The organism is Methylobacter tundripaludum (genome assembly GCF_002934365.1).
GTDB lineage: Bacteria > Pseudomonadota > Gammaproteobacteria > Methylococcales > Methylomonadaceae > Methylobacter_A > Methylobacter_A tundripaludum_A.
The window spans coordinates 93,130-114,422 of the sequence record NZ_PTIY01000001.1 but is presented as its reverse complement, the minus strand read 5'-3'; the positions used below and the strand labels follow the sequence as shown (position 1 = coordinate 114,422).

Here is a 21,293-nt window from a genome sequence, read left to right as displayed (position 1 = left end):
GAGAGAGCAATATGAGTAGATGTGCGGCCATACAAATGGCGTCAAGTCCCAATATCAGCGCCAATTTGCTGGAAGCCGGCAAGCTTATCGCGGAAGCGGCCAAAGCGGGAGCGAAGCTGGTGGCTTTGCCGGAAAATTTTGCGCTGATGGGCGACCATGAATTGGACAAAATCAAAGCGAAAGAAGTCGACGGTTCAGGACCTATCCAGAGCTTTTTGGCGTCGGTCGCCAAAAAATACGGGGTCTGGGTGGTCGGAGGCACCATTCCGATCGTGGGCAACGACAGCAATAAAGTGCGGGCGGCTTGCCTGGTTTATAACGATCAGGGCGAGCGGGTCGCACGTTACGATAAAGTGCATTTGTTCGATGTCTGCGTTCCCGACAGTGATGAAGTTTACCGCGAATCCGATTCTATTGAGCCGGGTACCGACTCGGTGGTGATCGACACGCCTTTCGGCAGGCTGGGTATCGCGGTCTGTTACGATCTGCGCTTTCCCGAATTTTTCCGCAAGATGGGCATGGAAATACTGGTTATCCCGTCAGCCTTTACCGCGGAAACAGGCGCCGCTCATTGGGAAGTGCTGTTGCGCGCCCGCGCGGTGGAAAATCTGTGTTATGTGATTGCGCCGAATCAGGGCGGCTTTCATATTAACGGACGTAAAACTTTCGGACACAGCATGATTATCGATCCGTGGGGTGTGGTGCAGGATTGCTACAAAACGGGCGGCGGCTTTGTCTCCGCTGAAATAGAACTGGAACGCCTGGAAAAAGTGCGGGGCGCATTTCCGGCGTTGAGCCATCGTCGTTTTTTTTAGTGAATAATATGCGCGTCATAGTTAAAAGTTTATTGTTGACCGGTTTTTTAGTTTCTTGCGGGACCACGGAAGAAAGTCGCTACCGCGACACCGAAGCCCTTGAGCGTCCGCCAACGGTGGCCAGCAGCCCGACCAGGGAGCAGCGTGTTGTCGATACCAGCTCGATTCCGAAGAAAAAAGACAAAACGGGCTTAGGTTCGGATGTTTACCAGAGTACGCCAACGCAGCTGACGATCAAACAGTCTTTTGATGACGCTTGGTCCACCTTAAAGCGGGCTCTGAAGCAAAGCGGCGTCAAAATCACCGATCATGAGCGCGACAAGGGGCTTTATTATGTGACACGAGAGCAAGATGAAGCGGATACTTCCGGTTTCTTTGCCAAGGCGAGCTCCCTCTTCGGTAGCGATAAAACCACCTATTTGTTGACCGTAAAGCAGGAAGGCACCGAAACAACGGTGACCGCAACGGTAGCCCATGCTACCGAACAAAGCAGCGCGGCGGCCAAGGATGGTGCGCCGGAAACCACGGAAGAAGGCCCGGAAGACTTGATGCAGTCACTGTTTAAGACGCTGCGCGATAAGCTCGAAGAAGAATGATGGAGGCGAAAGGCGAAAGGCGAAAGGCAAAGGGCAAATGGCGAAAAATATCGTCTTGCACCTTTCGTCTTTTGCCTTTAGCCCTTTGCCTTTTACCTTAAATCCCTATTATTGATTTGTTGATGGAAATACTAAACCTTGCAAGACAAGCCATCTTAATGCCGACCGGCATACAGGATGGCGATATTGAAAAGATTATGGGCCGGTTGCTCAGTTCGCCGGTTGATGCGGCGGATATTTACTTTCAATCCAGCCATTTTGAATCTTGGGTCATGGAAGGCGGCATCATTAAGGAAGGCAGCCACAATATCGAGCAGGGTGCCGGAGTGCGCGCGGTATTCGGCGAAAAAACCGGCTTTGCCTACAGCGACCGGATTGAACTGCCGGTGCTGCTGGAAGCGGCCAATAATGTCAAAGCCATCGTTCGGCAGGGACAGGACGCGGAACCGCTGCATTGCAAGGTCGCCACAAAGGCGGCCGGAAGGCCGAACTATTACGCGACGCAAAACCCGTTAAAATCGCTGGCGGATCAGCAGAAAATCGATTTGTTGCGTAGGGTTGACAGCGAAACCCGCAAACTGGACAGTCGGATTGAAGAAGTCATCGTCAGCCTGGTCGGCCTCCATGAACATATCCTGGTCGCACGGCAAGACGGTTCTTTGGTTGCGGACGTGCGGCCTTTGGTGCGGATGAATGTCACGGTCATCGTCGAACAAAACGGCCAACGCGAGCAAGGCAGCATGGGCGGCGGCGGGCGTAGCGATTACGGCTATTTCATCGACCGGGATACCGCGCTGGAATACGGCCGCGAAGCGGTAAGACAGGCGCTGGTTAACCTGGAAGCCGTCGAAGCCCCGGCCGGCAACATGACTGTCGTATTGGGGCCGGGTTGGCCCGGCATCTTGTTGCATGAAGCCATCGGCCACGGCCTGGAAGGCGATTTTAACCGCAAAGGCACTTCGGCATTCAGCGGCCGCGTCGGCGAACGGGTGGCCTCCGATTTATGCACCGTGGTCGATGACGGCACTTTGGAAGGACGGCGCGGCTCGTTGAGCATCGACGATGAAGGCACGCCGACCGAACTTACCGTATTGATCGAAAACGGCATCCTCAAAGGCTACATGCAGGATCAACTCAACGCCCGGTTAATGGGCGTCAATCCTACCGGTAACGGCCGGCGCGAATCCTACGCCCACCTGCCGATGCCGCGCATGACCAACACCTATATGCTGGCGGGACAACATGATCCCGAAGAAATCATAAAAACGGTGAAAAAAGGCCTGTACGCGAAAAATTTCGGCGGCGGACAGGTCGATATTACCTCGGGCAAATTCGTGTTTTCCGCCAGCGAAGCTTATCTGATCGAGAACGGCAAAATCACCCGTGCGGTTAAAGGCGCGACCTTGATCGGCAACGGCCCGGATGTGCTAACCAAAGTGTCCATGGTCGGCACCGATCTGGCGCTGGACAGCGGCGTCGGCAGTTGCGGCAAGGAAGGGCAAAGCGTGCCGGTCGGCGTCGGCCAGCCTACGTTAAAGATTGACGGCTTGACGGTTGGCGGGACGAGTGTTTAGGCTGAATTCATTTCAAACACGAAAGTCATGTAGGGTGCGCATCGCGCACCATTTTTCTACACAGAATTAGAGAAAACAGTGCAAAATCACCAACAAATCAACCGTTTGAAAAACACCGTTCAGTCCATCCTGGACGAAGCCGTAAAACAAGGCGCCAGTGCCGCGGAAGCGGGTTTGAGCCAGGAAAACGGCTTGTCCGTATCGGTGCGCCTGGGCGATGTCGAAACCATCGAGCACCACTGCGACCAAGGGCTGGGCGTGACGGTTTATTTCGGCAAGCGCAAAGGCTCCGCCAGCACCACGGATTTGTCGCCTGCTTCGATCAGGGAAACGGTCGGCGCGGCATGCAGCATTGCCCGTTACACCAGCGAAGACGAGTATGCCGGGTTGCCGGAAAAGGAGTTATTGGCGACCGAATTTCCCGATCTTGATCTTAACCATCCGTGGGATATTGGCGTCGATGGGGCGATTGCGCTGGCGATTGAATGTGAAAGCGCGGCGCGGTCTTACCATAAAGAAATTACCAATTCCGAAGGCGCTTCGGTCGATACCCACCAGGGCGTCCGGGTGTTGGGCAACAGCTTGGGCTTTCTTCAGGGCTATGCCTCAACCCGTCATTCCTTGAGCTGTTCGGTGTTAGGGCAGCGCGGCGACAGCATGCAGCGAGATTACTGGTACACCGTGGCAAGGAATGCGGCCAACCTGGAATCCGCAGCCGACGTCGGTAAAAAAGCCGCCGAGCGGACGATCCGCCGTTTAGAGGGGCGCAGCCTAAGTACGCGGCAATGTCCGGTGTTGTATTGCGCGGAAACCGCTTCCGGTTTGCTCGGGTCGTTTATCGGCGCGATCAGCGGCGGCAATCTATACCGCAAGTCATCATTTTTGCTGGATGCGCTAAACACCCAAGTTTTCCCTGAATTTGTCCGCATCCACGAGCAGCCCTATTTGAAAGGCGCATTGGGCAGCGGAGCGTATGACGGCGAGGGTGTCGCCACCCAAACCCGCGATATAGTCAGCGACGGTATTTTGCGCGGCTATGTGTTGAGCACCTATTCCGCCCGCAAGCTGGGCTTGCGCAGCACCGGCAATGCCGGGGGCGTGCATAATTTAACGATCGATCCGGGCAAGCTCGATTATCAGGGCATGTTGAAAGAACTGAACACCGGTTTGCTGGTCACCGAGCTGATGGGGCAGGGGGTCAATATGGTGACCGGCGATTATTCGCGCGGTGCGGCCGGATTCTGGGTCGAGAACGGCGAGATTCAATATCCGGTCGAGGAAATTACCATTGCCGGAAACCTGAAAGACATGCTTAAAAACATCGTTGCGGTGGGCAATGACGTCGATTATCGCGGCAATATACGCACCGGCTCCATACTGGTTGAGCGGATGTCGATTGCCGGGGAATAAGCCGGTTGTTATGATGTCTTGAATAGTTGTCTTGGGCAGTTTGCTAGCGGAGGTAAAATCATGTCGGCAAATTTACAGTCTACCAACGCCTGGATCAGTGAGGAAGATTACCTGGCAGGCGAATTAACCAGCGAAATCAAGCATGAATATATTGACGGCTACGTTTATGCGATGGCGGGCGCAAGCCGGAACCATGAACGAATCGCGGGGAATATTTATCGGGAATTCGGCAATCATTTAAAAAACAAACCCTGCGAGCCGTTCAGCTCCGACCTGAAAATAAAGGCCGGCAGCCGGTTTTTCTACCCGGATGTGATGGTCGTCTGCGATGAACAGAGCCGGCACGATTATTACACCGATTCGCCGGTGATTGTTGTCGAAGTTTTGTCGAAAGCTTCACGGCGCGTCGATGAAACGACCAAGCGTATCGCCTACCAGAGTATTCCCAGCCTGAAAGAATACGTCTTGATCGAACAGGATTTTGTCGATGTGGAAGTCTGTCGAAGAAGCGAAGGCTGGGTTTCCAATCATTATTTTATGGGCGACAGCGTGCGCTTTGATGCGATTGGTTTAACGCTGACAGTCGAAGAAATCTACGCCCGCGTCGACAATGACGAGGTTCGATCTTATATTCAAGAGCAGCAGGCGCAGCAGTAATTTACGCTTAAAGGCTCCGCACAATGTCGGCTATCAACTGCGGTCCGCGATAAATCAGGCCGCTGTATACCTGTACCAAACTTGCCCCCGCTTTTAATTTTTCCTGCGCATCTTCCGCAGTCAAAATTCCGCCCGCAGCAATAATCGGAATCTTGCCGTTCAATTCCGCCGCCAATCCCCGCACGACCAACGTAGATTTTTCCTTAACCGGCGCGCCGCTTAAACCGCCGGTTTCATTGGCAAGCGGATGATCGGCAATCATGTCGCGGGCAATCGTGGTGTTGGTCGCAATCACGCCGTCAATTTCAAATTCCAGCAACAGCTTGGCAATATGGCTTATTTCGTCGGCGCTCAGATCGGGCGCTATTTTCAGGGCCAAAGGCACGTATTTTCCGTGTTCCTGTTGCAGTTTCAGCTGCTCTTCTTTTAGCGCGGAAATCAGGCTTTTGATTTCAACGCCCTGCTGCAACTGGCGCAGATTCTTGGTGTTCGGCGAAGAAATATTGATGGTGATGTAGCTGGCCGAGGTGTAGGCCTTGCGCAAGCCGATCAGATAATCGTCCGCCGCCTTCTCAATTGGCGTATCGAAGTTCTTGCCGATATTAATGCCTAGAATGCCGGAGTAACGGCTTTGTTTTACCCGGCTCAGCAGATGGTCTATGCCCAGATTGTTAAAGCCCATGCGGTTGATGATCGCCTGATGCTCAGGTAGCCTGAACAAGCGCGGTTTCGGGTTGCCCGGCTGCGGGCGCGGCGTCACCGTGCCGATTTCTATAAAACCGAAACCCAATGCGGCCAGCGCATTAATATAGTCACCGTTTTTATCGAGGCCGGCGGCAAGGCCGACCGGGTTATTAAAGTCCAGTCCCATGATCGTGGCCGGTTTGTGGTCAACTGCCGGGTAGATCAGTTTTGATAAGCCCGAAACATGGGCCGCGTTCAGCAGTTTAAGCGTCACTTCGTGGGCGGTTTCAGGGGCTAGGGAAAATAACAAGGGGCGCAGTAAGGGGTAAAGGTTCATCTTGTGACCGTGTTGTTAGGCTGAATGGGTATGGCGTTCAATGTGGGCGGGATAATTTATAAGGTTCCGGCGCTATCGCTGTCGGACGCTCCAGCACAAGGTCGACCATCAATTGCGCCGATGCGGGTCCCATCGCCAGACCGTTTCTAAAATGACCGGCATTAATGTATAAATTGCCGATCTCGGGATGCTTGTCGATATACGGTATGCCCTGTTCGGTGCCGGGCCTTAATCCCGCCCAATGTTTAACCAGAGGAAAGTTCTTAAGCGACGGCAGTAAATTTAATGCAAATGCACTCAGTCGGTCACGGGCTTCGGTTGTTGTTATTTTGTTGAAATCATCCTGTTCTACCGTACTGCCTGCCAGTATTTTACCGTCTCGCCGCGGAATCAAGTATTGGTCGTCATCCAGCACCATATAAGTCAGCGTTTCGGGCTGGGCGTCGAATAACAGCATTTGGCCTTTCACGGGGCTGATTTTCGGCGCATTTTCGATAAAGGACGGGAAAAATCGTTCAAACAACTGGCCGCTCCAGGCGCCCGCAGCAATAATCAACTGATTGACTGCGAACTGGCCGGACGTGGTATCGATCGCCGTTATGCGGTTTTTATCCAGGGTAACCGCTGTTAACTCGCAATGTTCCATGAATGTAGCGCCTTTGTTAATCAGGTCCTGCTTTAATGATTTAACCAGACGGGGATTGCGGGCCTGGGCAATTTCCGGCAGCCAAAGCGGCTGGTCTGGGATTGTATCAAGCATGTTAAAAAAATCTGCACCGGCGGGCCGATAGACAATGCCGTTAGCGTCGCACCAGTTGGTAGCCGCGGTAAGGTCGGGGTTTTTAACAATCAATAAGCCGCAGGGATTCCATTCCGGGTCGATCAGGGTGTCGCTAGTCAGTTGCGAGGCTAACGTCGGATACAGCTTCAGGCTTTGCAGCACCAGCCGGGTAATCGCATCCGGTTGTCGCCATGGGTAAAGCGGCAGCAAAATACCGCCGCCCGCCCAGGATGATTCCTGTCCCGGCTCATTCTTCTCAATAATGGCGACGGTAGCGCCGGTCTTAATAAACTCGCGGGCAGTTAGCAGGCCGATAATGCCGCCGCCAATGATGGTAATATCCGGGGTTATGGTCATATGTATTTGCTAAGGGATCTGGGCAAAAAAATATTGTTACTATTCAGCGGGCAAGAGCAGCATGTCGATGCCGCCGATATAATTAGGCTTAAATAAGATTTTACCGGATTGAAAAATTTTATCTTTGGTGGCTGGCTTTAATAGCTTGTCGGCCGGAAACTGTTGCGTCTTTCGCCGTTTTAAATTTGTCGTTTTTTTATCGTACTTTGTCTGCGGAATTTTGACACATTGCTCGGCAGCGGGTTCATTTTATTTCACTGAGTACGATGCGAAAACTTTAACTGGTGTTTGAATGCGTCTAGGAGAAATAATTTGTTGTTTTTTGCATACAATTAATCGTTCAGCATTAAAATCATGGTTTACTTATTGATAAATAAGGATTAATTAATATAAAAAAAATGGCGTTAAAACTTGTAGGGAATTAGTTTAACTGCTACTATTACTCTCGGAAGATAGGCTTTGTTGTATTAAAGCAAATTTCTATAAAATAACAACCTCATGAGGGGGATAAATGATCAATAAAACTAAACTAGCGCTGGGCATTGCGACAGCAACATTAACAATGGCCGGCGCATTGGTTTCTCCACAAGCTATGGCGCTTTCAAAAGCGGATCGCGTTGCGGAAGCGGCAAACAATAAAGTGGATGCATTGGAAGCTCAAATGCAGGCTATGCAGGCTGAATTAAGCCGTTTAAAAGCGGCAGCAAACCGTCCTAGCGCTGATGCAGGCAAGGTTCAGGAGCTGGATCAGTGGATGAACTCAGTTAAATCGGCTCCAAAAGAAGCCAAAAGAAGCAAAGACAACATGGTGTTCTTCCGTGGCGGCTTTGCGCATATGAACAAAGGCAGAAACGATCTTTTGACCGGCGGTCAAACAATTCTTAACTCAGGTACAACAGATAAGAGCGGTTATGATCTGGGTGCCGGTTTCGATTTCAGTTTGAACGATGATTTGTTTGGCTTGATGGACAACACCGAAGTTTTGGCGGAATTGATGTTCGAATACAAAAATTATGACAAGAGATCCTCACAAGCAACGGTTCTTGGTACCAACACTCTTTGCGCCACATCCGCTCTTACTGTCCCTGGGGCTAACGCCAATATCACCGGACCTGATTGCGGCAAAGTTACTGTAAGCCAGTTTACTTTAAGCGCAGCGCCAAAAGTTAAGTTTATGAAAGGCAGCGCATTGAGACCATGGGTAATTCCTGTTGGTTTGGCAATGCACGTTATCAGTCCTCCATCTAACGGTGTGACTGTGTTCAACCCAGGCGCAATGTTTGCTCTTGGTGCGGACTACAAAATCTGGAAAGACATCTATGTCGGTGCTGATGCACGTTACCATTGGACAGCTAACAATGCTGACGGCGTAAACACTGACGGTTACACTGCTGGCGGTTACCTCGGTCTTGGCTTCTAAGCGTTTAGTTTAGAAACAAACCTGAAAAAAAGGGAGGGTTTTAAACCCCTCCCTTTTTTTATGTTTGCAGAATTAAAAAGAGGTGTTAGGTAAAGGCTCAAGGTAAAATAGCGTTTTTCCGGTTTTCTCCGGGAAACAAATTAGCTTTAGATGCTGTTGCCCATGAAAACTCTTTACCCTGAAATTTTGCCCTACCACAGTTTTTTCCTCGAAACCGGCAGTATGCATTCGGTTTATGTCGAGCAGTCCGGCAATCCTGCCGGCATTCCGGTTGTTTTTCTGCACGGTGGGCCATGCTCGGGAACCAAGCCCGATCATCGGCGTTTTTTTAATCCCGAACTTTACCGGATTGTTCTGTTTGACCAGCGCGGCTGCGGTCAGTCGCTGCCTTTTGGCGAGCTGGAAAACAACACTACTCAGGATTTAATCGATGACATGGAGCGTATCCGTGAACAGCTGGCTATCGCTCAATGGCTGGTGTTCGGGGGGTCGTGGGGAGGAGCGTTGGCTTTACTGTATGCCCAGCAGCATAAAGATAAAGTGATGGGCTTGATCATTCGTGCAGTGTTCTTGGCGCGGCAGCGGGATTTGGACTGGTTTGCCAAAGATGGCGCGGGCAAGGTTTATCCCGAGCAATGGCAGCGGCTGATTGAAAGCATTCCTGCGCATGCTCAGGATAATCTGCTGCAAGGGCTGTGCGATGTGGTGTGGGGAGAAGACGAGGTGGCAAAAAGGCGGGCAGCTAGAGAGTGGACGGCTTGGGGCGGTCAGGTATCCTTAGGCGGGGATTATCGGCCGAGTCCGAATGGCGAACATACGTCCGAGAAAATGGTTAAACAGGTGCGCATGGAGCTGCATTACGCCCGGCACCGTTATTTTATTGAGGAAAACCAGATATTGGACAACTGCAACGGTTTGGCTGAGATTCCAACGGTGATCATTCATGGCCGCCACGATTTTGTCTGTCCGATGGAGGCTGGGTACAGTCTGCATAAAGTATTGCCGAATGCTGAGTATATTGTATTGCCTAATGCAGGTCATGTTGCTCAAGGGAAGGAAATGGTCGAAGCGTTGGTCTCTGCAACCGACAGGTTCGCAAAACGCGGCGGCAGTACTCATAAATCATCCTAAATTTACATTCAACCGCCCTATAAAGCCGTAAATGCTTTATCATTGCATACTAAAATAAGCTTCGAGGTTTTTACTTATGGCGGGCGCGTTTGAAACGCCATGTTGATAATGCCTTAAGCGACTGGAACGCAACTTGTACCGATAGATGAAATTAGATGATCAAGAGCTCCGCAAATTGGGCTTAGCTGTTATTCAGGTGGAAACACGGGCGGTTGCCGCATTAGCCGATCAGATTAATGATGATTTTGTGCTCGCCTGCAAGTTAATGTTTGACTGTAAAGGTCGCGTTGTGGTTACCGGTATGGGGAAATCAGGGCATATTGCCGGTAAAATTGCCGCGACATTGGCCAGCACCGGAACGCCTGCTTTTTTTGTGCATTCGGGCGAAGCCAGTCATGGCGATTTGGGCATGATTACCCGGCAGGATGTCGTGCTGGCCTTGTCAAATTCAGGGGAAACAGAAGAGGTTTTAACGATACTGCCGATTATTAAACGGCTGGGCGTACCGTTAATAGCGATGACCGGCAATCCGGCTTCAACACTGGCCAAGTTTGCGACCACCCATATCAACGTCACTGTTGAGCAGGAAGCGTGCTCGTTGGGTCTTGCTCCGACTTCCAGCACGACGGCGGCGTTGGTGATGGGCGATGCGTTGGCGGTTTCCTTGCTCGAAGCGCGGGGGTTTACCCGCGACGATTTTGCCTTGTCCCATCCCGGCGGCAGTTTGGGTAGGCGTCTGTTATTGATGGTTGGCGATATTATGCATGCCGATAATGATGTGCCCATCGTTCCTGAGTCCGCACTTATCAGTCATGCATTGCTGGAGATGACCGAGAAGAAGCTAGGCATGACGGCTATTGTCGATGCGGGCAACCGCGTCACCGGCATTTTCACCGATGGCGATCTGCGGCGGATGCTGGGCAGGAATCTGGATGTGCATAAGACGGCTATTACCGAAGTGATGACCCCGAATTGCGCTGTTATTTCGGCGGATATTCTGGCGGCGGAAGCCATGCAAATTATGGAGCGGAAAAAGATTAACGCGTTAATCGTCGTTGATGAGCAGCGCAGAGCGATAGGGGCTTTGAATATGCATGACCTGGTTCGTGCAGGGATAGTATGATGACGGACATACAAAACAGGTTGGCTATTTTGGAAAAAGCCAAGAAACTCAAGTTGCTGATTCTGGATGTGGACGGGGTGTTAACCGACGGCAAGTTGTTTTTTGATGCCGAGGGCAACGAATACAAGTCATTTCACGCGCGGGACGGTCACGGTATCAAGCTGTTGCGGCAGACTGGCGTTGAGGTTGCGGTGATTTCCGGGCGCAAATCAAGCTCGGTTGCGTTGCGCATGAAAAACCTGGGCATTGAGCATGTGTATCAGGGTCATGAAAATAAAATCGCCGCATTTAACGAGATTCTTCAGAAAACAGGCATAACGCACGAACAGGCGGCGCACGTCGGCGATGACTTGTTGGATTTGCCGATAATGATTAGAGTCGGTCTGGCGATTGCCGTTAATGACGCCAACTTTGCCGTTAAGCAACGCGCCGATTGGTGTACGACATTGCCCGGAGGGCAAGGCGCGGTCAGGGAAGTCTGTGATTTTATTATGCAGGCGCAAGGCCGTTTTGATGAGGTTTTGAATGCTTACCTGGTTCGCTGAGCGCGAAGTGAAATGACCCGGTTAAATGGAAACTACATGCATCTGTTCCTGTTCGCTATCGCGATAGGAAGCTGGTGGCTGGTTAAGTTGACGGGCTCGGATGAGCCGAGTCACATAGCTGTTCCGGCGCACAGCCCTGATTATTTCAGCAAGGGCTATACGAAATGGGAAATGAGTGAGCAGGGCAGGCCGAAAAGCAAACTGATCGCCGATGAAATGACCCATTACAGCGATGACGGCACCACACACCTGACAAATCCATTGATGTTTTTTTATAATGACAAGACGCCGCCGTGGGTCATTCAATCGGAGACCGGTATTTTGTCAGCCGATGGCAAGGATTTATTGTTAAACGGCAAGGTTGTTGTGGACAGGGCCGCCGCTGAAGGCGTCAGAGAGCTTAAGATTTATAGCTTTAATTTAAAAGTAAAACCGGAAATCAGTTATGCAGAAACCGATGAGTGGGCAGAGTTGATCAGCCTGCCGAACTGGACGACAGGGGTCGGCATGAAGCTGACTTTTGCGGAACCGATTCATCTGGAATTGCTCTCTAATGTAAAGGGTAATTATGAAACAAAAAAAGAAAACCCGAGATAGCGTAATGCGCGGGAGCCGCTGCTGTTTATTGTTATTAGCGCTTTATAGCGCCGGTGCTTGCGCCTTGGAAAGCGACAGCGACCAGCCGATCATTATCGATTCGGATACGGCGACGTATGATGATGTCAAGGCTATCAGCACTTATACGGGTAATGTAATCTCAATTCAGGGCAGTATCCGGGTAAACTCGGATAAGTTGGTGGTTTATTTTATAGACGGTGAGGCTGATAAGCTGGTGTTTACCGGTAATCTTGCAAAATTTAAACAAACGCCGCACGAGGGGGCTAAAGATATAGTCGGTGAGGCGCTGACAGGCGAGCATTATCCTAAAAAGAATTTGTTGATTTTGATCGATAAAGCTACGGTCTGGCGGGAGAACGGCGTTTATAGCAGCGACTTTATCGAATACGATCTCAAAACCTCGCTGGTTAAAGCCGGAGAAAAAGAGTCTACGAATAAACGCGTTCATGTCATATTGCAGCCGAAAGAAAAAGAACAGCCGCCCGCAGCGGAACAACCGGCCAAGGGTAGCAAATGACAAGGCGCAGAGTTCAAGAAGCCGGATACCAAAAAGTTCTTTTCAATTTTACTTTTTAAAGATGACCAGACTAGCCGCAAAACAGCTGATTAAAAACTACAATAAACGCAATGTGGTTAACGGTGTTTCATTGCATGTTGATACCGGTGAAGTCGTCGGCTTGCTGGGTCCTAACGGAGCCGGTAAAACCACCAGTTTTTATATGATGGTAGGCCTGATTAAAGCCGATGAAGGCGAGATTACCCTGGATTCGCAAGTTATTACCCATCATCCGATGCATTTGAGGGCGCAATTGGGTATAGGTTATTTGCCTCAGGAACCGTCGGTTTTTCGGAAATTGAGTGTGGCGGATAATTTACGCGCAGTCTTGCAAATTCGTTCCGACTTAACCGAAGGACAGGCGGAGTTATTGATTGAGGAATTGTTGCAGGAGTTTCATATCCTTCATTTGCGGGATCAAACCGCTTTGGGTTTGTCGGGCGGCGAACGGCGGCGCGTCGAAATCGCCAGGGCGTTGGCGACTAACCCGCAATTTATCTTGCTGGACGAGCCTTTTGCCGGTGTTGATCCTATATCGGTGGACGATATAAGAAAAATCATCGAACATTTGAAAGACCGCAACATCGGCGTGTTGATTACTGAACATAATGTCAGGGAAACATTAAGTATTTGCGATCGGGCGTATATACTTAACAACGGTAGGGTGATCGCAGAAGGTGCGGCCGAAGCTATCGTTGCCAATGAGGAAGTGCGTAAAGTTTATTTAGGCAATAATTTTAGTCTTTAACCTTAAATTTTGAACCGTCATTCTTAAATGAAACAATCCTTACACCTTCGACTGGGTCAACAGCTGTCTATGACGCCGCAATTGCAGCAGGCGATCAAATTGCTGCAGATGTCGACATTAGAGTTGCAGCAGGAAATCCAGCAGGCCCTCGAGTCTAATATGATGCTGGAAGTTAATGAGGAAGAAAACACCGTTCAGGACCTCGAAATAGCGCCCGAGAAAAAAATTGACAATGCTGATTTGCTGACCAGTCAAGGTTCGCAAACGGATATACCGGATGAGTTGCCCATTGATTCTTCCTGGGATGATGTTTATGAATACGCGATGGAGTCGGGCGGCAATTCCGCCGATACCGTCGAGTTTGAAACGCAACGCAGTAAATCCTCAACCTTGTTGGACCATTTGTTATGGCAAGTGGAACTCACCTCGTTTTCAGAGCGCGATCACGCCATTGCGATGGCTATTATTGATTCGATCAATGAAGACGGCTATCTGATCAGCAGTCCCGAAGAAATCTTTCAAGGCTTGCAGAGCCAATTGGACGACCTGGATTTCGATGAGGTTAACGCGGTATTGCACAGGGTGCAGAATTTCGATCCGGCAGGCGTTGCAGCCATTGATTTGAAAGATTGCTTGAGATTACAGATACAGCAGTTGCCGGAGACTACGCCTTATAAAGAGGAAGCGTTGACGCTTGTTACCCGGTACTTGGACCTATTGGCTACGCACGAGCAGTCAAAACTGATGCGTAAATTGGGTGTGACGGAACGGCAACTTGGCGAGGTGGTGGCGTTAATCAGAACCCTCGATCCTAAGCCGGGGGCGCAGATACAGGAGTCGGATTCAGAATATGTTATCCCCGATGTTTATGTGGTTAAGAAAAACGATAAATGGGAAGTCAATCTGAATCCTGATATAGCGCCTAAATTACGCATCAACCCTTTTTATTCGGGCATGATAAAAAGAGCCGACAACAGCAAGGATAATGCCTGCATGAAAGACCATTTGCAGGAAGCCAGATGGTTTATCAAAAGTCTCCAGAGCCGTAACGATACCTTATTGCGTGTTGCCCGGTGCATCGTGGAAAAGCAGACCGGGTTTCTTGAACATGGCTCTATTGCAATGAAATCCATGGTGCTCAGGGATATTGCCGAAGAACTGGAATTGCACGAGTCGACCATATCCAGGGTGACAACGCAAAAATACATGCATACCCCTAACGGTATTGTCGAATTCAAGTATTTTTTCTCCAGTCATGTTTCAACGGAAGGTGGAGGGGAGTGCTCATCTACGGCCATCAGGGCGTTTATTAAAGAGCTCATCAGCAATGAAAATCTGGCAAAACCGTTAAGTGATAGTAAAATAGCCGAGCTATTAAAAGAAAAGGGCATCAATGTTGCTAGAAGGACAATTGCCAAGTATCGCGAAGCGATGCTCATTTCCTCATCAAGTCAGCGTAAGCGTATTTTATAGCGCCAACTGACACCAAACCAATCATTCACCATTAAAGGAGTTTATCTCATGCAAGTCATCGTAACAGGACATCATCTTGAAGTAACCGACGCTTTAAAAGCGCACATCGACTCAAAATTTGAGAAATTAGCACGTCATTTTGATAATGTTACCGATGTACACGTCATTTTAAGCGTGGAAAAGTTAGTTCAAAAGGCAGAGGCGACATTGCAATTGAGTGGCGCTAAATTGTTTGCCGAAGATCATCAGGAAGATATGTACGCCGCTATCGACAACATGGTTGATAAGCTGGATCGTCAGATTATCAAGCATAAAGAAAAAACCTCGCAGCATAGATAAATAAAGCAGGCGAAAGACGAAAGGCGAAAGGTAAAAATATTTTTGGGCCTTTTGTCTTTTGCCCTTAGCCTGGTTTTCTTATGAAACTATTAATCGTCAGCGGCCTTTCCGGTTCAGGCAAAAGTATCGCCTTGGATACGCTGGAGGATTGCGGTTATTACTGCATCGATAATCTGCCTGTCACCTTGCTGGAAGACTTTATCAACCACGTCATGCTGGTCGATAAGCTTACCTATGCAAAAACGGCCATAGGCATTGATGCCAGGAATCAGAGCGAAAGCCTGGTCAATTTTTCCGAAAGCCTGGCGCTAATACGCAATAAACAGATTGATTGCGAAATCATCTTTATGCAGGCTGAAGAGTCTACCTTGTTGAAACGCTATAGCGAAACCCGGCGACGGCATCCGCTGACGGATTCAAATGTGCCGTTAAGAGAAGCGTTAAAAATTGAAAAGGAAATGCTTACGCCGGTTGCCAGACACGCCAGCGTGGTCATTGATACCAGTCGGACCCATTATCACCAGTTGCGTGAACTTATCCGGGACCGGATTGGCGAAAGAGACGTCAGGCATATTTCCTTGCAGTTTCAATCATTCGGTTTTAAACATGGCGTTCCATTGGATGCCGACTTTGTGTTTGACGCACGCAGCTTGCCGAATCCTTATTGGATTCCTGAGTTGCGGGGGTTAACAGGAAAAGATCAGCCGGTAATGGATTTTCTTGATAAACAGAAATGGGTTGCCGAGCTTTTTAAGGATGTTACCGGGTTTCTGGAGCGATGGATTCCCCGATTTGAGGCGGAAGGGCGCAGTTATTTGACAGTGGCGATAGGCTGTACCGGCGGCCAGCATCGTTCGGTTTATCTGGTCGATGCGCTTGCCAAACAGTTCAAAGGCCCTTTTTTAAACGTCATTGTCCGACATCGGGAATTGCAATAAGTTGGACTATTCGGCGTGCTCCATTTCTTTCCAGGGCTGTGTGCTGAGATGTTTTTGCTTAGGATCGTGCATGAAATAACGTGAGCAAATTTTATTTTTAAACCATGAAGCGCATGAAGCGCATGAAGGGCATGAAGGATTTAAGTCTTCATGTCCTTCATGGCGATTGCTTAAATTAATCTTATTTCAATGACAGCGTTTCAGCACGCCCTATCATTTCAATGGATAGCTTGTCTTCCTTGCACAGCCAGCCTATGGCGCGTTGAACGTCATTTTTATTGATGCCGGTTTCGGTGGTAACTTTATTGACACTGGATGGCCCGTTTTTATCCAGATAGTTCCAGACTATTCCTGCTGCATCGCCGATTGTATTGGACATAGTGATTACCTTTTAGTGTTAAGAAGTTTTGGATTGATGCTCAGGCAGCACGATGTTTAATTCCAGCGTTTCCTGAGTGTCATTTTGCTCAAAGTTAACGGATATTGCGTCTTGCTCTACATTAACGTATTTTCGAATAACTTCCAGCAATTCTTTTTGCAATTGAGGAAGATAAGAGGGTTGGTTTCTGGAGCTGCGCTCGTGCGCAACCAGAATTTGCAGCCTTTCCTTGGCGAGGGATGCCGAGCTGGCTTTAGATGTTCTAAAATAATCCAGTAAACTCATTATTTGCTCCCGAAAAGCTTCCCGAACAGGCCTTTCTTCTCGTCAATGAATCTATGCGGCCGGTCTTCGCCCAAATAGCGCGCGATCACATCCGCATAGGCTTGGCCTGCATCGCTTTTTTCGTCAAGAATAACGGGGGTGCCGGAGTTGGATGCATTCAACACGGACTTCGATTCAGGGATAACGCCTAGCAAGTGCAGCGATAAAATTTCCTGCACATCGTCGACGCTGAGCATCTCGCCTAATCTGACTCTCTCAGGCGAATAACGGGTTAGCAGCAGATATTCTTTAATAGGCTCTTCGTTTTGTTCGGCCCGGCGAGACTTGCTGGATAAGATGCCTAGCATACGATCAGAGTCCCGTACCGAAGAGACTTCAGGGTTGGTGACGATGAACGCGTCGTCGGCAAAATACATGGCCAAATGGGCGCCTTTTTCAATACCGGCCGGGGAGTCGCAGACAATGTATTTAAAGTCTTTTTTCAGTTCGTCTAGGATCTTACCTACGCCTTCCTGGCTCAGGGCGTCTTTATCCCGAGTTTGCGAGGCAGGCAGAATGTAAAGCTGGTTGCAGTTTTTGTCGCGTATCAACGCCTGGTTAAGGCTTGCCTCACCGTTGATGACATTGACAAAATCATAAACAACGCGGCGCTCGCAACCCATGATTAAATCCAGGTTGCGCAAACCCACGTCAAAATCAATGACGACTGTTTTGTGACCTTTCTTTGCAAGCCCCATGGCAATGGCTGCGCTTGTGGTTGTTTTACCAACGCCGCCTTTACCCGATGTTACGACTATAATTCGTGCCACAAATTTTCCTCCAAAGAGCGATATAGATTAAATATCTTTAATAACTAAAGTATGGTTTTGTAAATAGATTTGAACGGGCTGGTTAAGAACGGCGCTATTCAAATCTTCGCTGATCTTGTAATTTCCGGCGATCGAAATAAGCTCGGCCTGCAAATCGGAACAGAAAATCCGCGCTTCGGTGTCGCCTTGCACGCCTGCCAACGCGCGGCCTCTTAGCGAGCCGTACACATGAATATTGCCTTCGGCCAGGATTTCAGCGCCGGCGCTGACCTGGGCTAAAATGACCAAATCGCCTTCGGCATAAATGCGTTGGCCGGAACGGACAGGCTGGGTGATCAGTGTGGTGGTTGCAACGGCTTGAGGTTCAGGCTCTGGAGTTTGCCGCTGCTGCGGCTCGGAAGCCGCTGCAACGTTATGTCCCGAATGTATGGGGATGCCAATTTCCAGTGCCTGTTGATTTTGTTGAGCAGTGCCGCCGCGTATCCCTATCGGCAATAAGCCGAGTTTGCGAGTGATGCGGGTGAGCTCTGTAACATCAACGTCGAGCTCTTGTTTATTCAGGTCCAGCAGGTCAAATACCAGCGGTGAATTTTTGAAGAATTCTGGCGCCAGATGGATTTTTTCCTGTAACTGTTGCTCGATAGTAGCGACATCATTGCTGGCTAAAACCAGCACAGGTACAGAAAAAGTGCTGCTTTTAAATTCCAGTACCGGCGAGCGATGAGCGTTCTGTTGAGAGTCTGTTGACATCCGTTATATCTGGTTAATCAGGAATTATGCTGATTCTAACATTGCTGATAAAAAAAATCATTTTTACAGTGCCGATAAGCTCGTTTTTTGGTATGGGGCGGGGCTTTGGAGATAAACGTTCGCAGAAGAGTCTTTCGAGCAAGGAGATTCTTAATGATCGGCTATTTTATCCTCATAGCGGTAGAGAGGGCGGCGTCAGCTGTAAATAGGCCGTTATAAATAGCATTACTTGTTAAAACCATTTGTTTTATAAGGTGTTTGTTGTAGGGCGAATAGGGTTCAAGCTTGCAATCTGCGGCATTATCCTTTAACTTAACGCCACATCCGTAAAGGCTAGGGGTGCTTGTCTGTTTTCATGCGGTGCATGGAAAAGGGAGGCTGAGAAAAACCCTTTGAACCTGACCCCGGTTAATGCCGGCGTAGGAAAGCCCAGGCTTACCTGCGCCTTGTTGTTTTGTTGTTGGAGATAAACATGAGCGCCGTCCTTAAAGAAATTACGTCTACTGCATCCAGTAGCGTAAAAATTGATTCCTACCCCGCATCGGAAAAAGTATATGTTCAAGGCAGCCGTCCCGACATACAAGTTCCTATGCGCAAAATTACCCTATCCGATACCCCGCTGCATTTCGGCGCGGAAAAAGGCGCGGAAAAAAATCCGCCGCTTTATGTTTACGATACTTCGGGCGTCTATACCGATCCCAATGTTGAAGTCGATTTGAAAAAAGGTCTCCGCGCTATCCGTTCAGCCTGGATAGAAGAGCGTAACGATACCGAAGAATTGCCCGGCCCCAGCTCCGAGTTCGGCCGTCAGCGCCTTGAAGATCCCGCTACCGCCGAGCTGCGATTTGAGCATATCCGTAAGCCGCGCAAAGCCAAAGCCGGAAAAAACGTATCGCAGATGCACTATGCAAGACAGGGCATCATCACGCCGGAGATGGAATTCATCGCGATTCGCGAAAACCAGAAGATGGAAGAAATGCGCGAATTGTGGAAAGACCAGCATCCCGGCGATTCGTTCGGCGCATCCATTCCCGACGTGATTACCCCCGAGTTTGTCCGTGACGAAGTGGCCAGGGGCCGGGCGATTATTCCGTGCAACATCAACCATCCCGAGCTGGAGCCGATGATTATCGGCCGTAACTTCCTGGTTAAAATCAACGGCAATTTGGGCAACTCGGCGGTGACTTCGTCCATCGAGGAAGAAGTCGAAAAGATGCTCTGGGGCATCCGTTGGGGCGGCGACACCATCATGGATCTGTCCACCGGCAAAAACATCCATGAAACCCGCGAGTGGATTTTGCGCAACTCACCGGTACCTATCGGCACCGTGCCGATTTATCAGGCGCTGGAAAAAGTCAACGGCAAAGCCGAAGACTTGACTTGGGAAATCTTCCGCGACACCTTGATCGAGCAAGCCGAGCAGGGCGTGGATTACTTTACGATTCATGCCGGGGTGCGTTTGCATCACGTGCCGCTCACCGCAAAACGCATGACCGGCATCGTGTCGCGCGGCGGTTCGATCATGGCGAAATGGTGTCTGGCGCATCACACCGAAAGCTTTTTGTACACGCACTTTGAAGAAATCTGCGAAATCATGAAAGCCTATGACGTGGCTTTTTCATTAGGCGACGGCCTGCGTCCGGGTTCGATCTATGACGCCAACGACGCCGCGCAATTCGGCGAACTGGAAACGCTGGGCGAACTGACCAAAATCGCCTGGAAGCACGACGTGCAAACCATGATCGAAGGTCCGGGCCACGTGCCGTTGCACATGATCAAGGTCAATATGGACAAGCAGTTGGAAGAATGCGGCGAAGCGCCTTTCTATACCTTGGGCCCGCTGACCACCGACATCGCGCCCGGTTACGACCATATCACCTCGGCGATTGGCGCGGCCAACATCGGCTGGTACGGTTGCGCGATGCTGTGTTACGTGACCCAAAAAGAGCACTTAGGTCTGCCGAACAAACAGGATGTGCGCGAAGGCATCGTGACTTACAAAATCGCCGCCCATGCGGCCGACTTGGCGAAAGGGCATCCAGGCGCGCAGGCGCGCGACAACGCGATGTCCAAGGCGCGCTTCGAGTTCCGCTGGGAAGACCAGTTCAATATCGGCCTGGATCCCGAAAAAGCCCGCGAATTCCATGACGAAACCTTGCCTAAAGAGTCGGCCAAAGTCGCGCATTTTTGCTCGATGTGCGGCCCGCATTTTTGCTCGATGAAAATCAGCCAAGATGTGCGCGACTATGCTGCGGAAAAAGGCCTCAAAGAAGAGGAAGCTTTGTTGAAAGGCATGGATGAGAAATCCAAGCAGTTCCTTGAAGAAGGCGCCGATATTTATCATAAAGTTTAACGGCTTGAAGCCCTTCCCGTTGGCGGGGAAGGGCTTTTTTCTTGATATGTCCCCGTTCGGCGCACCGCTGTTCCCGCTCCACCAATCATTTATCTAAAACCAATAACCACCGGAAGCAAGGCGAAAATAATGGGCGCTTATCAACATATTTTATTGGCTGTCGATTTTTCCGAACATGGCGACATGGTTGCCCGCAGGGCGAAGGATTTGGCCGGAAAATACCAAGCCAAATTGAGCCTTATTCATGTGCTGGATAATATTCCGATGCCGGACACCGGCTATGGAACCGTCATTTCGTTGACTGAGGATTCAGGTTACGGGTTGCTGGAGGCGGAGAAAGCCAAGTTGGTGCAAATCAGCGATGGGCTTGGAGTGACTCAGGCTAACCGTTGGCTGGTCTGGGGCGCGCCCAAACAGGAAATTGTCCGGCTTGCCGAGCAGGAACAGGTTGATTTAATCGTTGTCGGCTCTCATGGGCGGCATGGCTTATCGTTATTGTTGGGGGCAACGGCAAATAGCGTGCTGCATTACGCCCGTTGCGACGTGATGGCGATTCGATTGCAGGATGATTAGTTTTTAGATGCTATAATTTTTTACAGGAGCTGGATCGCACGG

Annotated in this window: 23 protein-coding genes and 1 riboswitch; of the genes, 17 read left to right on the top strand and 6 right to left on the bottom strand. The window is 50.0% G+C overall.

Annotated features, from left to right (window positions below; all coding sequences use genetic code 11):
* The first annotated feature begins 11 nt into the window (after positions 1 to 11).
* The 5 genes from B0F88_RS00565 to B0F88_RS00545 all read left to right on the top strand — a co-directional run bounded on the left by B0F88_RS00565 (position 12) and on the right by B0F88_RS00545 (position 5,052).
* The gene (locus tag B0F88_RS00565; protein ID WP_104421996.1) at positions 12 to 815 is read left to right on the top strand and encodes a carbon-nitrogen hydrolase family protein; all 804 of its coding nucleotides are present in this window, start codon (positions 12 to 14) and stop codon (positions 813 to 815) included.
* 8 nt (positions 816 to 823) lie between these two features.
* Positions 824 to 1,411, top strand: a complete 588-nt coding sequence (bamC, locus tag B0F88_RS00560; protein ID WP_146083291.1) for an outer membrane protein assembly factor BamC — start codon at positions 824 to 826, stop codon at positions 1,409 to 1,411.
* Positions 1,412 to 1,533: 122 nt separating this feature from the next.
* Entirely contained in the window at positions 1,534 to 2,985 is a 1,452-nt protein-coding gene (gene tldD / locus B0F88_RS00555) for a metalloprotease TldD (protein WP_104421994.1), read from the top strand.
* A gap of 78 nt (positions 2,986 to 3,063) precedes the next feature.
* Complete coding sequence (gene pmbA, locus B0F88_RS00550) at positions 3,064 to 4,395, top strand: metalloprotease PmbA (RefSeq protein WP_104421993.1); 1,332 nt, start codon at positions 3,064 to 3,066, stop codon at positions 4,393 to 4,395.
* Positions 4,396 to 4,455: 60 nt separating this feature from the next.
* Positions 4,456 to 5,052: a Uma2 family endonuclease gene (locus tag B0F88_RS00545; protein ID WP_104421992.1), complete on the top strand. Its 597-nt coding sequence runs from the start codon at positions 4,456 to 4,458 to the stop codon at positions 5,050 to 5,052.
* Positions 5,053 to 5,059: 7 nt separating this feature from the next.
* On the opposite strand, the gene B0F88_RS00540 is transcribed toward B0F88_RS00545, so the two are convergent.
* Both B0F88_RS00540 and thiO read right to left on the bottom strand, forming a co-directional pair.
* Positions 5,060 to 6,073, bottom strand: a complete 1,014-nt coding sequence (locus B0F88_RS00540; RefSeq protein ID WP_104421991.1) for a quinone-dependent dihydroorotate dehydrogenase — start codon at positions 6,071 to 6,073, stop codon at positions 5,060 to 5,062.
* A 37-nt stretch (positions 6,074 to 6,110) separates the two neighbouring features.
* Entirely contained in the window at positions 6,111 to 7,211 is a 1,101-nt protein-coding gene (gene thiO, locus B0F88_RS00535) for a glycine oxidase ThiO (RefSeq protein ID WP_104421990.1), read from the bottom strand.
* 511 nt (positions 7,212 to 7,722) lie between these two features.
* Here thiO and B0F88_RS00530 point away from each other — a divergent pair.
* The 10 genes from B0F88_RS00530 (at position 7,723) to rapZ (ending at position 16,102) form a co-directional block, all read left to right on the top strand.
* On the top strand, positions 7,723 to 8,631 hold the full coding sequence (locus tag B0F88_RS00530) for a porin family protein (RefSeq protein WP_258076514.1): 909 nt from the start codon (positions 7,723 to 7,725) through the stop codon (positions 8,629 to 8,631).
* A 162-nt stretch (positions 8,632 to 8,793) separates the two neighbouring features.
* Positions 8,794 to 9,762, top strand: coding sequence for a prolyl aminopeptidase (gene pip / locus B0F88_RS00525; protein WP_104422275.1), 969 nt, complete (start codon positions 8,794 to 8,796; stop codon positions 9,760 to 9,762).
* Positions 9,763 to 9,907: 145 nt separating this feature from the next.
* Positions 9,908 to 10,885, top strand: a complete 978-nt coding sequence (locus B0F88_RS00520; RefSeq protein ID WP_104421989.1) for a KpsF/GutQ family sugar-phosphate isomerase — start codon at positions 9,908 to 9,910, stop codon at positions 10,883 to 10,885.
* Positions 10,885 to 11,430, top strand: a complete 546-nt coding sequence (kdsC, locus tag B0F88_RS00515) for a 3-deoxy-manno-octulosonate-8-phosphatase KdsC (protein ID WP_104422274.1) — start codon at positions 10,885 to 10,887, stop codon at positions 11,428 to 11,430. The genes B0F88_RS00520 and kdsC overlap by 1 nt, the downstream gene beginning before the upstream one ends.
* 36 nt (positions 11,431 to 11,466) lie before the next feature.
* Positions 11,467 to 12,027 (top strand): LPS export ABC transporter periplasmic protein LptC, encoded by a 561-nt coding sequence (lptC, locus tag B0F88_RS00510; protein ID WP_258076513.1) that lies wholly within the window; start codon positions 11,467 to 11,469, stop codon positions 12,025 to 12,027.
* Positions 11,999 to 12,565 carry a lipopolysaccharide transport periplasmic protein LptA gene (gene lptA / locus B0F88_RS00505; RefSeq protein ID WP_104421987.1) on the top strand — a complete coding sequence of 189 codons (567 nt, stop codon included), beginning with the start codon at positions 11,999 to 12,001 and terminating at the stop codon, positions 12,563 to 12,565. The genes lptC and lptA overlap by 29 nt, the downstream gene beginning before the upstream one ends.
* A 61-nt stretch (positions 12,566 to 12,626) precedes the next feature.
* On the top strand, positions 12,627 to 13,352 hold the full coding sequence (gene lptB, locus B0F88_RS00500) for an LPS export ABC transporter ATP-binding protein (RefSeq protein WP_104421986.1): 726 nt from the start codon (positions 12,627 to 12,629) through the stop codon (positions 13,350 to 13,352).
* A 27-nt stretch (positions 13,353 to 13,379) separates the two neighbouring features.
* Positions 13,380 to 14,825, top strand: coding sequence for an RNA polymerase factor sigma-54 (locus B0F88_RS00495; protein WP_104421985.1), 1,446 nt, complete (start codon positions 13,380 to 13,382; stop codon positions 14,823 to 14,825).
* Between the two features lie 48 nt (positions 14,826 to 14,873).
* Complete coding sequence (gene hpf / locus B0F88_RS00490; protein WP_104421984.1) at positions 14,874 to 15,164, top strand: ribosome hibernation-promoting factor, HPF/YfiA family; 291 nt, start codon at positions 14,874 to 14,876, stop codon at positions 15,162 to 15,164.
* Positions 15,165 to 15,244: 80 nt separating this feature from the next.
* Complete coding sequence (gene rapZ / locus B0F88_RS00485; RefSeq protein ID WP_104421983.1) at positions 15,245 to 16,102, top strand: RNase adapter RapZ; 858 nt, start codon at positions 15,245 to 15,247, stop codon at positions 16,100 to 16,102.
* A gap of 181 nt (positions 16,103 to 16,283) precedes the next feature.
* Here rapZ and B0F88_RS00480 read toward each other — a convergent pair whose 3' ends face one another.
* Genes B0F88_RS00480 through minC form a run of 4 tightly spaced genes read right to left on the bottom strand, consistent with a single transcriptional unit; the run spans position 16,284 to position 18,325 of the window.
* Positions 16,284 to 16,481, bottom strand: coding sequence for a winged helix-turn-helix domain-containing protein (locus tag B0F88_RS00480; protein WP_104421982.1), 198 nt, complete (start codon positions 16,479 to 16,481; stop codon positions 16,284 to 16,286).
* Between the two features lie 18 nt (positions 16,482 to 16,499).
* Entirely contained in the window at positions 16,500 to 16,766 is a 267-nt protein-coding gene (gene minE, locus B0F88_RS00475) for a cell division topological specificity factor MinE (RefSeq protein WP_104421981.1), read from the bottom strand.
* On the bottom strand, positions 16,766 to 17,575 hold the full coding sequence (gene minD, locus B0F88_RS00470) for a septum site-determining protein MinD (protein WP_104421980.1): 810 nt from the start codon (positions 17,573 to 17,575) through the stop codon (positions 16,766 to 16,768). The genes minE and minD overlap by 1 nt, the downstream gene beginning before the upstream one ends.
* A gap of 27 nt (positions 17,576 to 17,602) precedes the next feature.
* Positions 17,603 to 18,325 (bottom strand): septum site-determining protein MinC, encoded by a 723-nt coding sequence (gene minC / locus B0F88_RS00465; RefSeq protein ID WP_104421979.1) that lies wholly within the window; start codon positions 18,323 to 18,325, stop codon positions 17,603 to 17,605.
* A 325-nt stretch (positions 18,326 to 18,650) separates the two neighbouring features.
* Positions 18,651 to 18,768: riboswitch (TPP riboswitch) on the top strand.
* A 29-nt stretch (positions 18,769 to 18,797) separates the two neighbouring features.
* On the opposite strand from minC, the gene thiC reads away from it, so the two are divergent.
* Entirely contained in the window at positions 18,798 to 20,678 is a 1,881-nt protein-coding gene (gene thiC / locus B0F88_RS00460) for a phosphomethylpyrimidine synthase ThiC (RefSeq protein ID WP_104422273.1), read from the top strand.
* A gap of 129 nt (positions 20,679 to 20,807) precedes the next feature.
* Positions 20,808 to 21,251 carry a universal stress protein gene (locus B0F88_RS00455; RefSeq protein ID WP_104421978.1) on the top strand — a complete coding sequence of 148 codons (444 nt, stop codon included), beginning with the start codon at positions 20,808 to 20,810 and terminating at the stop codon, positions 21,249 to 21,251.
* The last annotated feature ends 42 nt before the right edge of the window (positions 21,252 to 21,293 follow it).

What these genes read in the sequence shown, in the direction of transcription:
- rapZ (WP_104421983.1), top strand. Translation starts at nt 15,245, where the DNA reads ATGAAACTATTAATCGTCAGCGGCCTTTCCGGTTCAGGCAAAAGTATC.
- B0F88_RS00520 (WP_104421989.1), top strand. Translation starts at nt 9,908, where the DNA reads ATGAAATTAGATGATCAAGAGCTCCGCAAATTGGGCTTAGCTGTTATT.
- hpf (WP_104421984.1), top strand. Translation starts at nt 14,874, where the DNA reads ATGCAAGTCATCGTAACAGGACATCATCTTGAAGTAACCGACGCTTTA.
- bamC (WP_146083291.1), top strand. Translation starts at nt 824, where the DNA reads ATGCGCGTCATAGTTAAAAGTTTATTGTTGACCGGTTTTTTAGTTTCT.
- B0F88_RS00495 (WP_104421985.1), top strand. Translation starts at nt 13,380, where the DNA reads ATGAAACAATCCTTACACCTTCGACTGGGTCAACAGCTGTCTATGACG.
- lptA (WP_104421987.1), top strand. Translation starts at nt 11,999, where the DNA reads ATGAAACAAAAAAAGAAAACCCGAGATAGCGTAATGCGCGGGAGCCGC.
- kdsC (WP_104422274.1), top strand. Translation starts at nt 10,885, where the DNA reads ATGACGGACATACAAAACAGGTTGGCTATTTTGGAAAAAGCCAAGAAA.
- B0F88_RS00540 (WP_104421991.1), bottom strand. Translation starts at nt 6,073, where the DNA reads ATGAACCTTTACCCCTTACTGCGCCCCTTGTTATTTTCCCTAGCCCCT.
- minC (WP_104421979.1), bottom strand. Translation starts at nt 18,325, where the DNA reads ATGTCAACAGACTCTCAACAGAACGCTCATCGCTCGCCGGTACTGGAA.
- B0F88_RS00480 (WP_104421982.1), bottom strand. Translation starts at nt 16,481, where the DNA reads ATGTCCAATACAATCGGCGATGCAGCAGGAATAGTCTGGAACTATCTG.
- B0F88_RS00545 (WP_104421992.1), top strand. Translation starts at nt 4,456, where the DNA reads ATGTCGGCAAATTTACAGTCTACCAACGCCTGGATCAGTGAGGAAGAT.
- B0F88_RS00530 (WP_258076514.1), top strand. Translation starts at nt 7,723, where the DNA reads ATGATCAATAAAACTAAACTAGCGCTGGGCATTGCGACAGCAACATTA.
- minE (WP_104421981.1), bottom strand. Translation starts at nt 16,766, where the DNA reads ATGAGTTTACTGGATTATTTTAGAACATCTAAAGCCAGCTCGGCATCC.
- thiO (WP_104421990.1), bottom strand. Translation starts at nt 7,211, where the DNA reads ATGACCATAACCCCGGATATTACCATCATTGGCGGCGGCATTATCGGC.
- lptC (WP_258076513.1), top strand. Translation starts at nt 11,467, where the DNA reads ATGCATCTGTTCCTGTTCGCTATCGCGATAGGAAGCTGGTGGCTGGTT.
- thiC (WP_104422273.1), top strand. Translation starts at nt 18,798, where the DNA reads ATGAGCGCCGTCCTTAAAGAAATTACGTCTACTGCATCCAGTAGCGTA.
- pip (WP_104422275.1), top strand. Translation starts at nt 8,794, where the DNA reads ATGAAAACTCTTTACCCTGAAATTTTGCCCTACCACAGTTTTTTCCTC.
- lptB (WP_104421986.1), top strand. Translation starts at nt 12,627, where the DNA reads ATGACCAGACTAGCCGCAAAACAGCTGATTAAAAACTACAATAAACGC.
- B0F88_RS00565 (WP_104421996.1), top strand. Translation starts at nt 12, where the DNA reads ATGAGTAGATGTGCGGCCATACAAATGGCGTCAAGTCCCAATATCAGC.
- B0F88_RS00455 (WP_104421978.1), top strand. Translation starts at nt 20,808, where the DNA reads ATGGGCGCTTATCAACATATTTTATTGGCTGTCGATTTTTCCGAACAT.
- tldD (WP_104421994.1), top strand. Translation starts at nt 1,534, where the DNA reads ATGGAAATACTAAACCTTGCAAGACAAGCCATCTTAATGCCGACCGGC.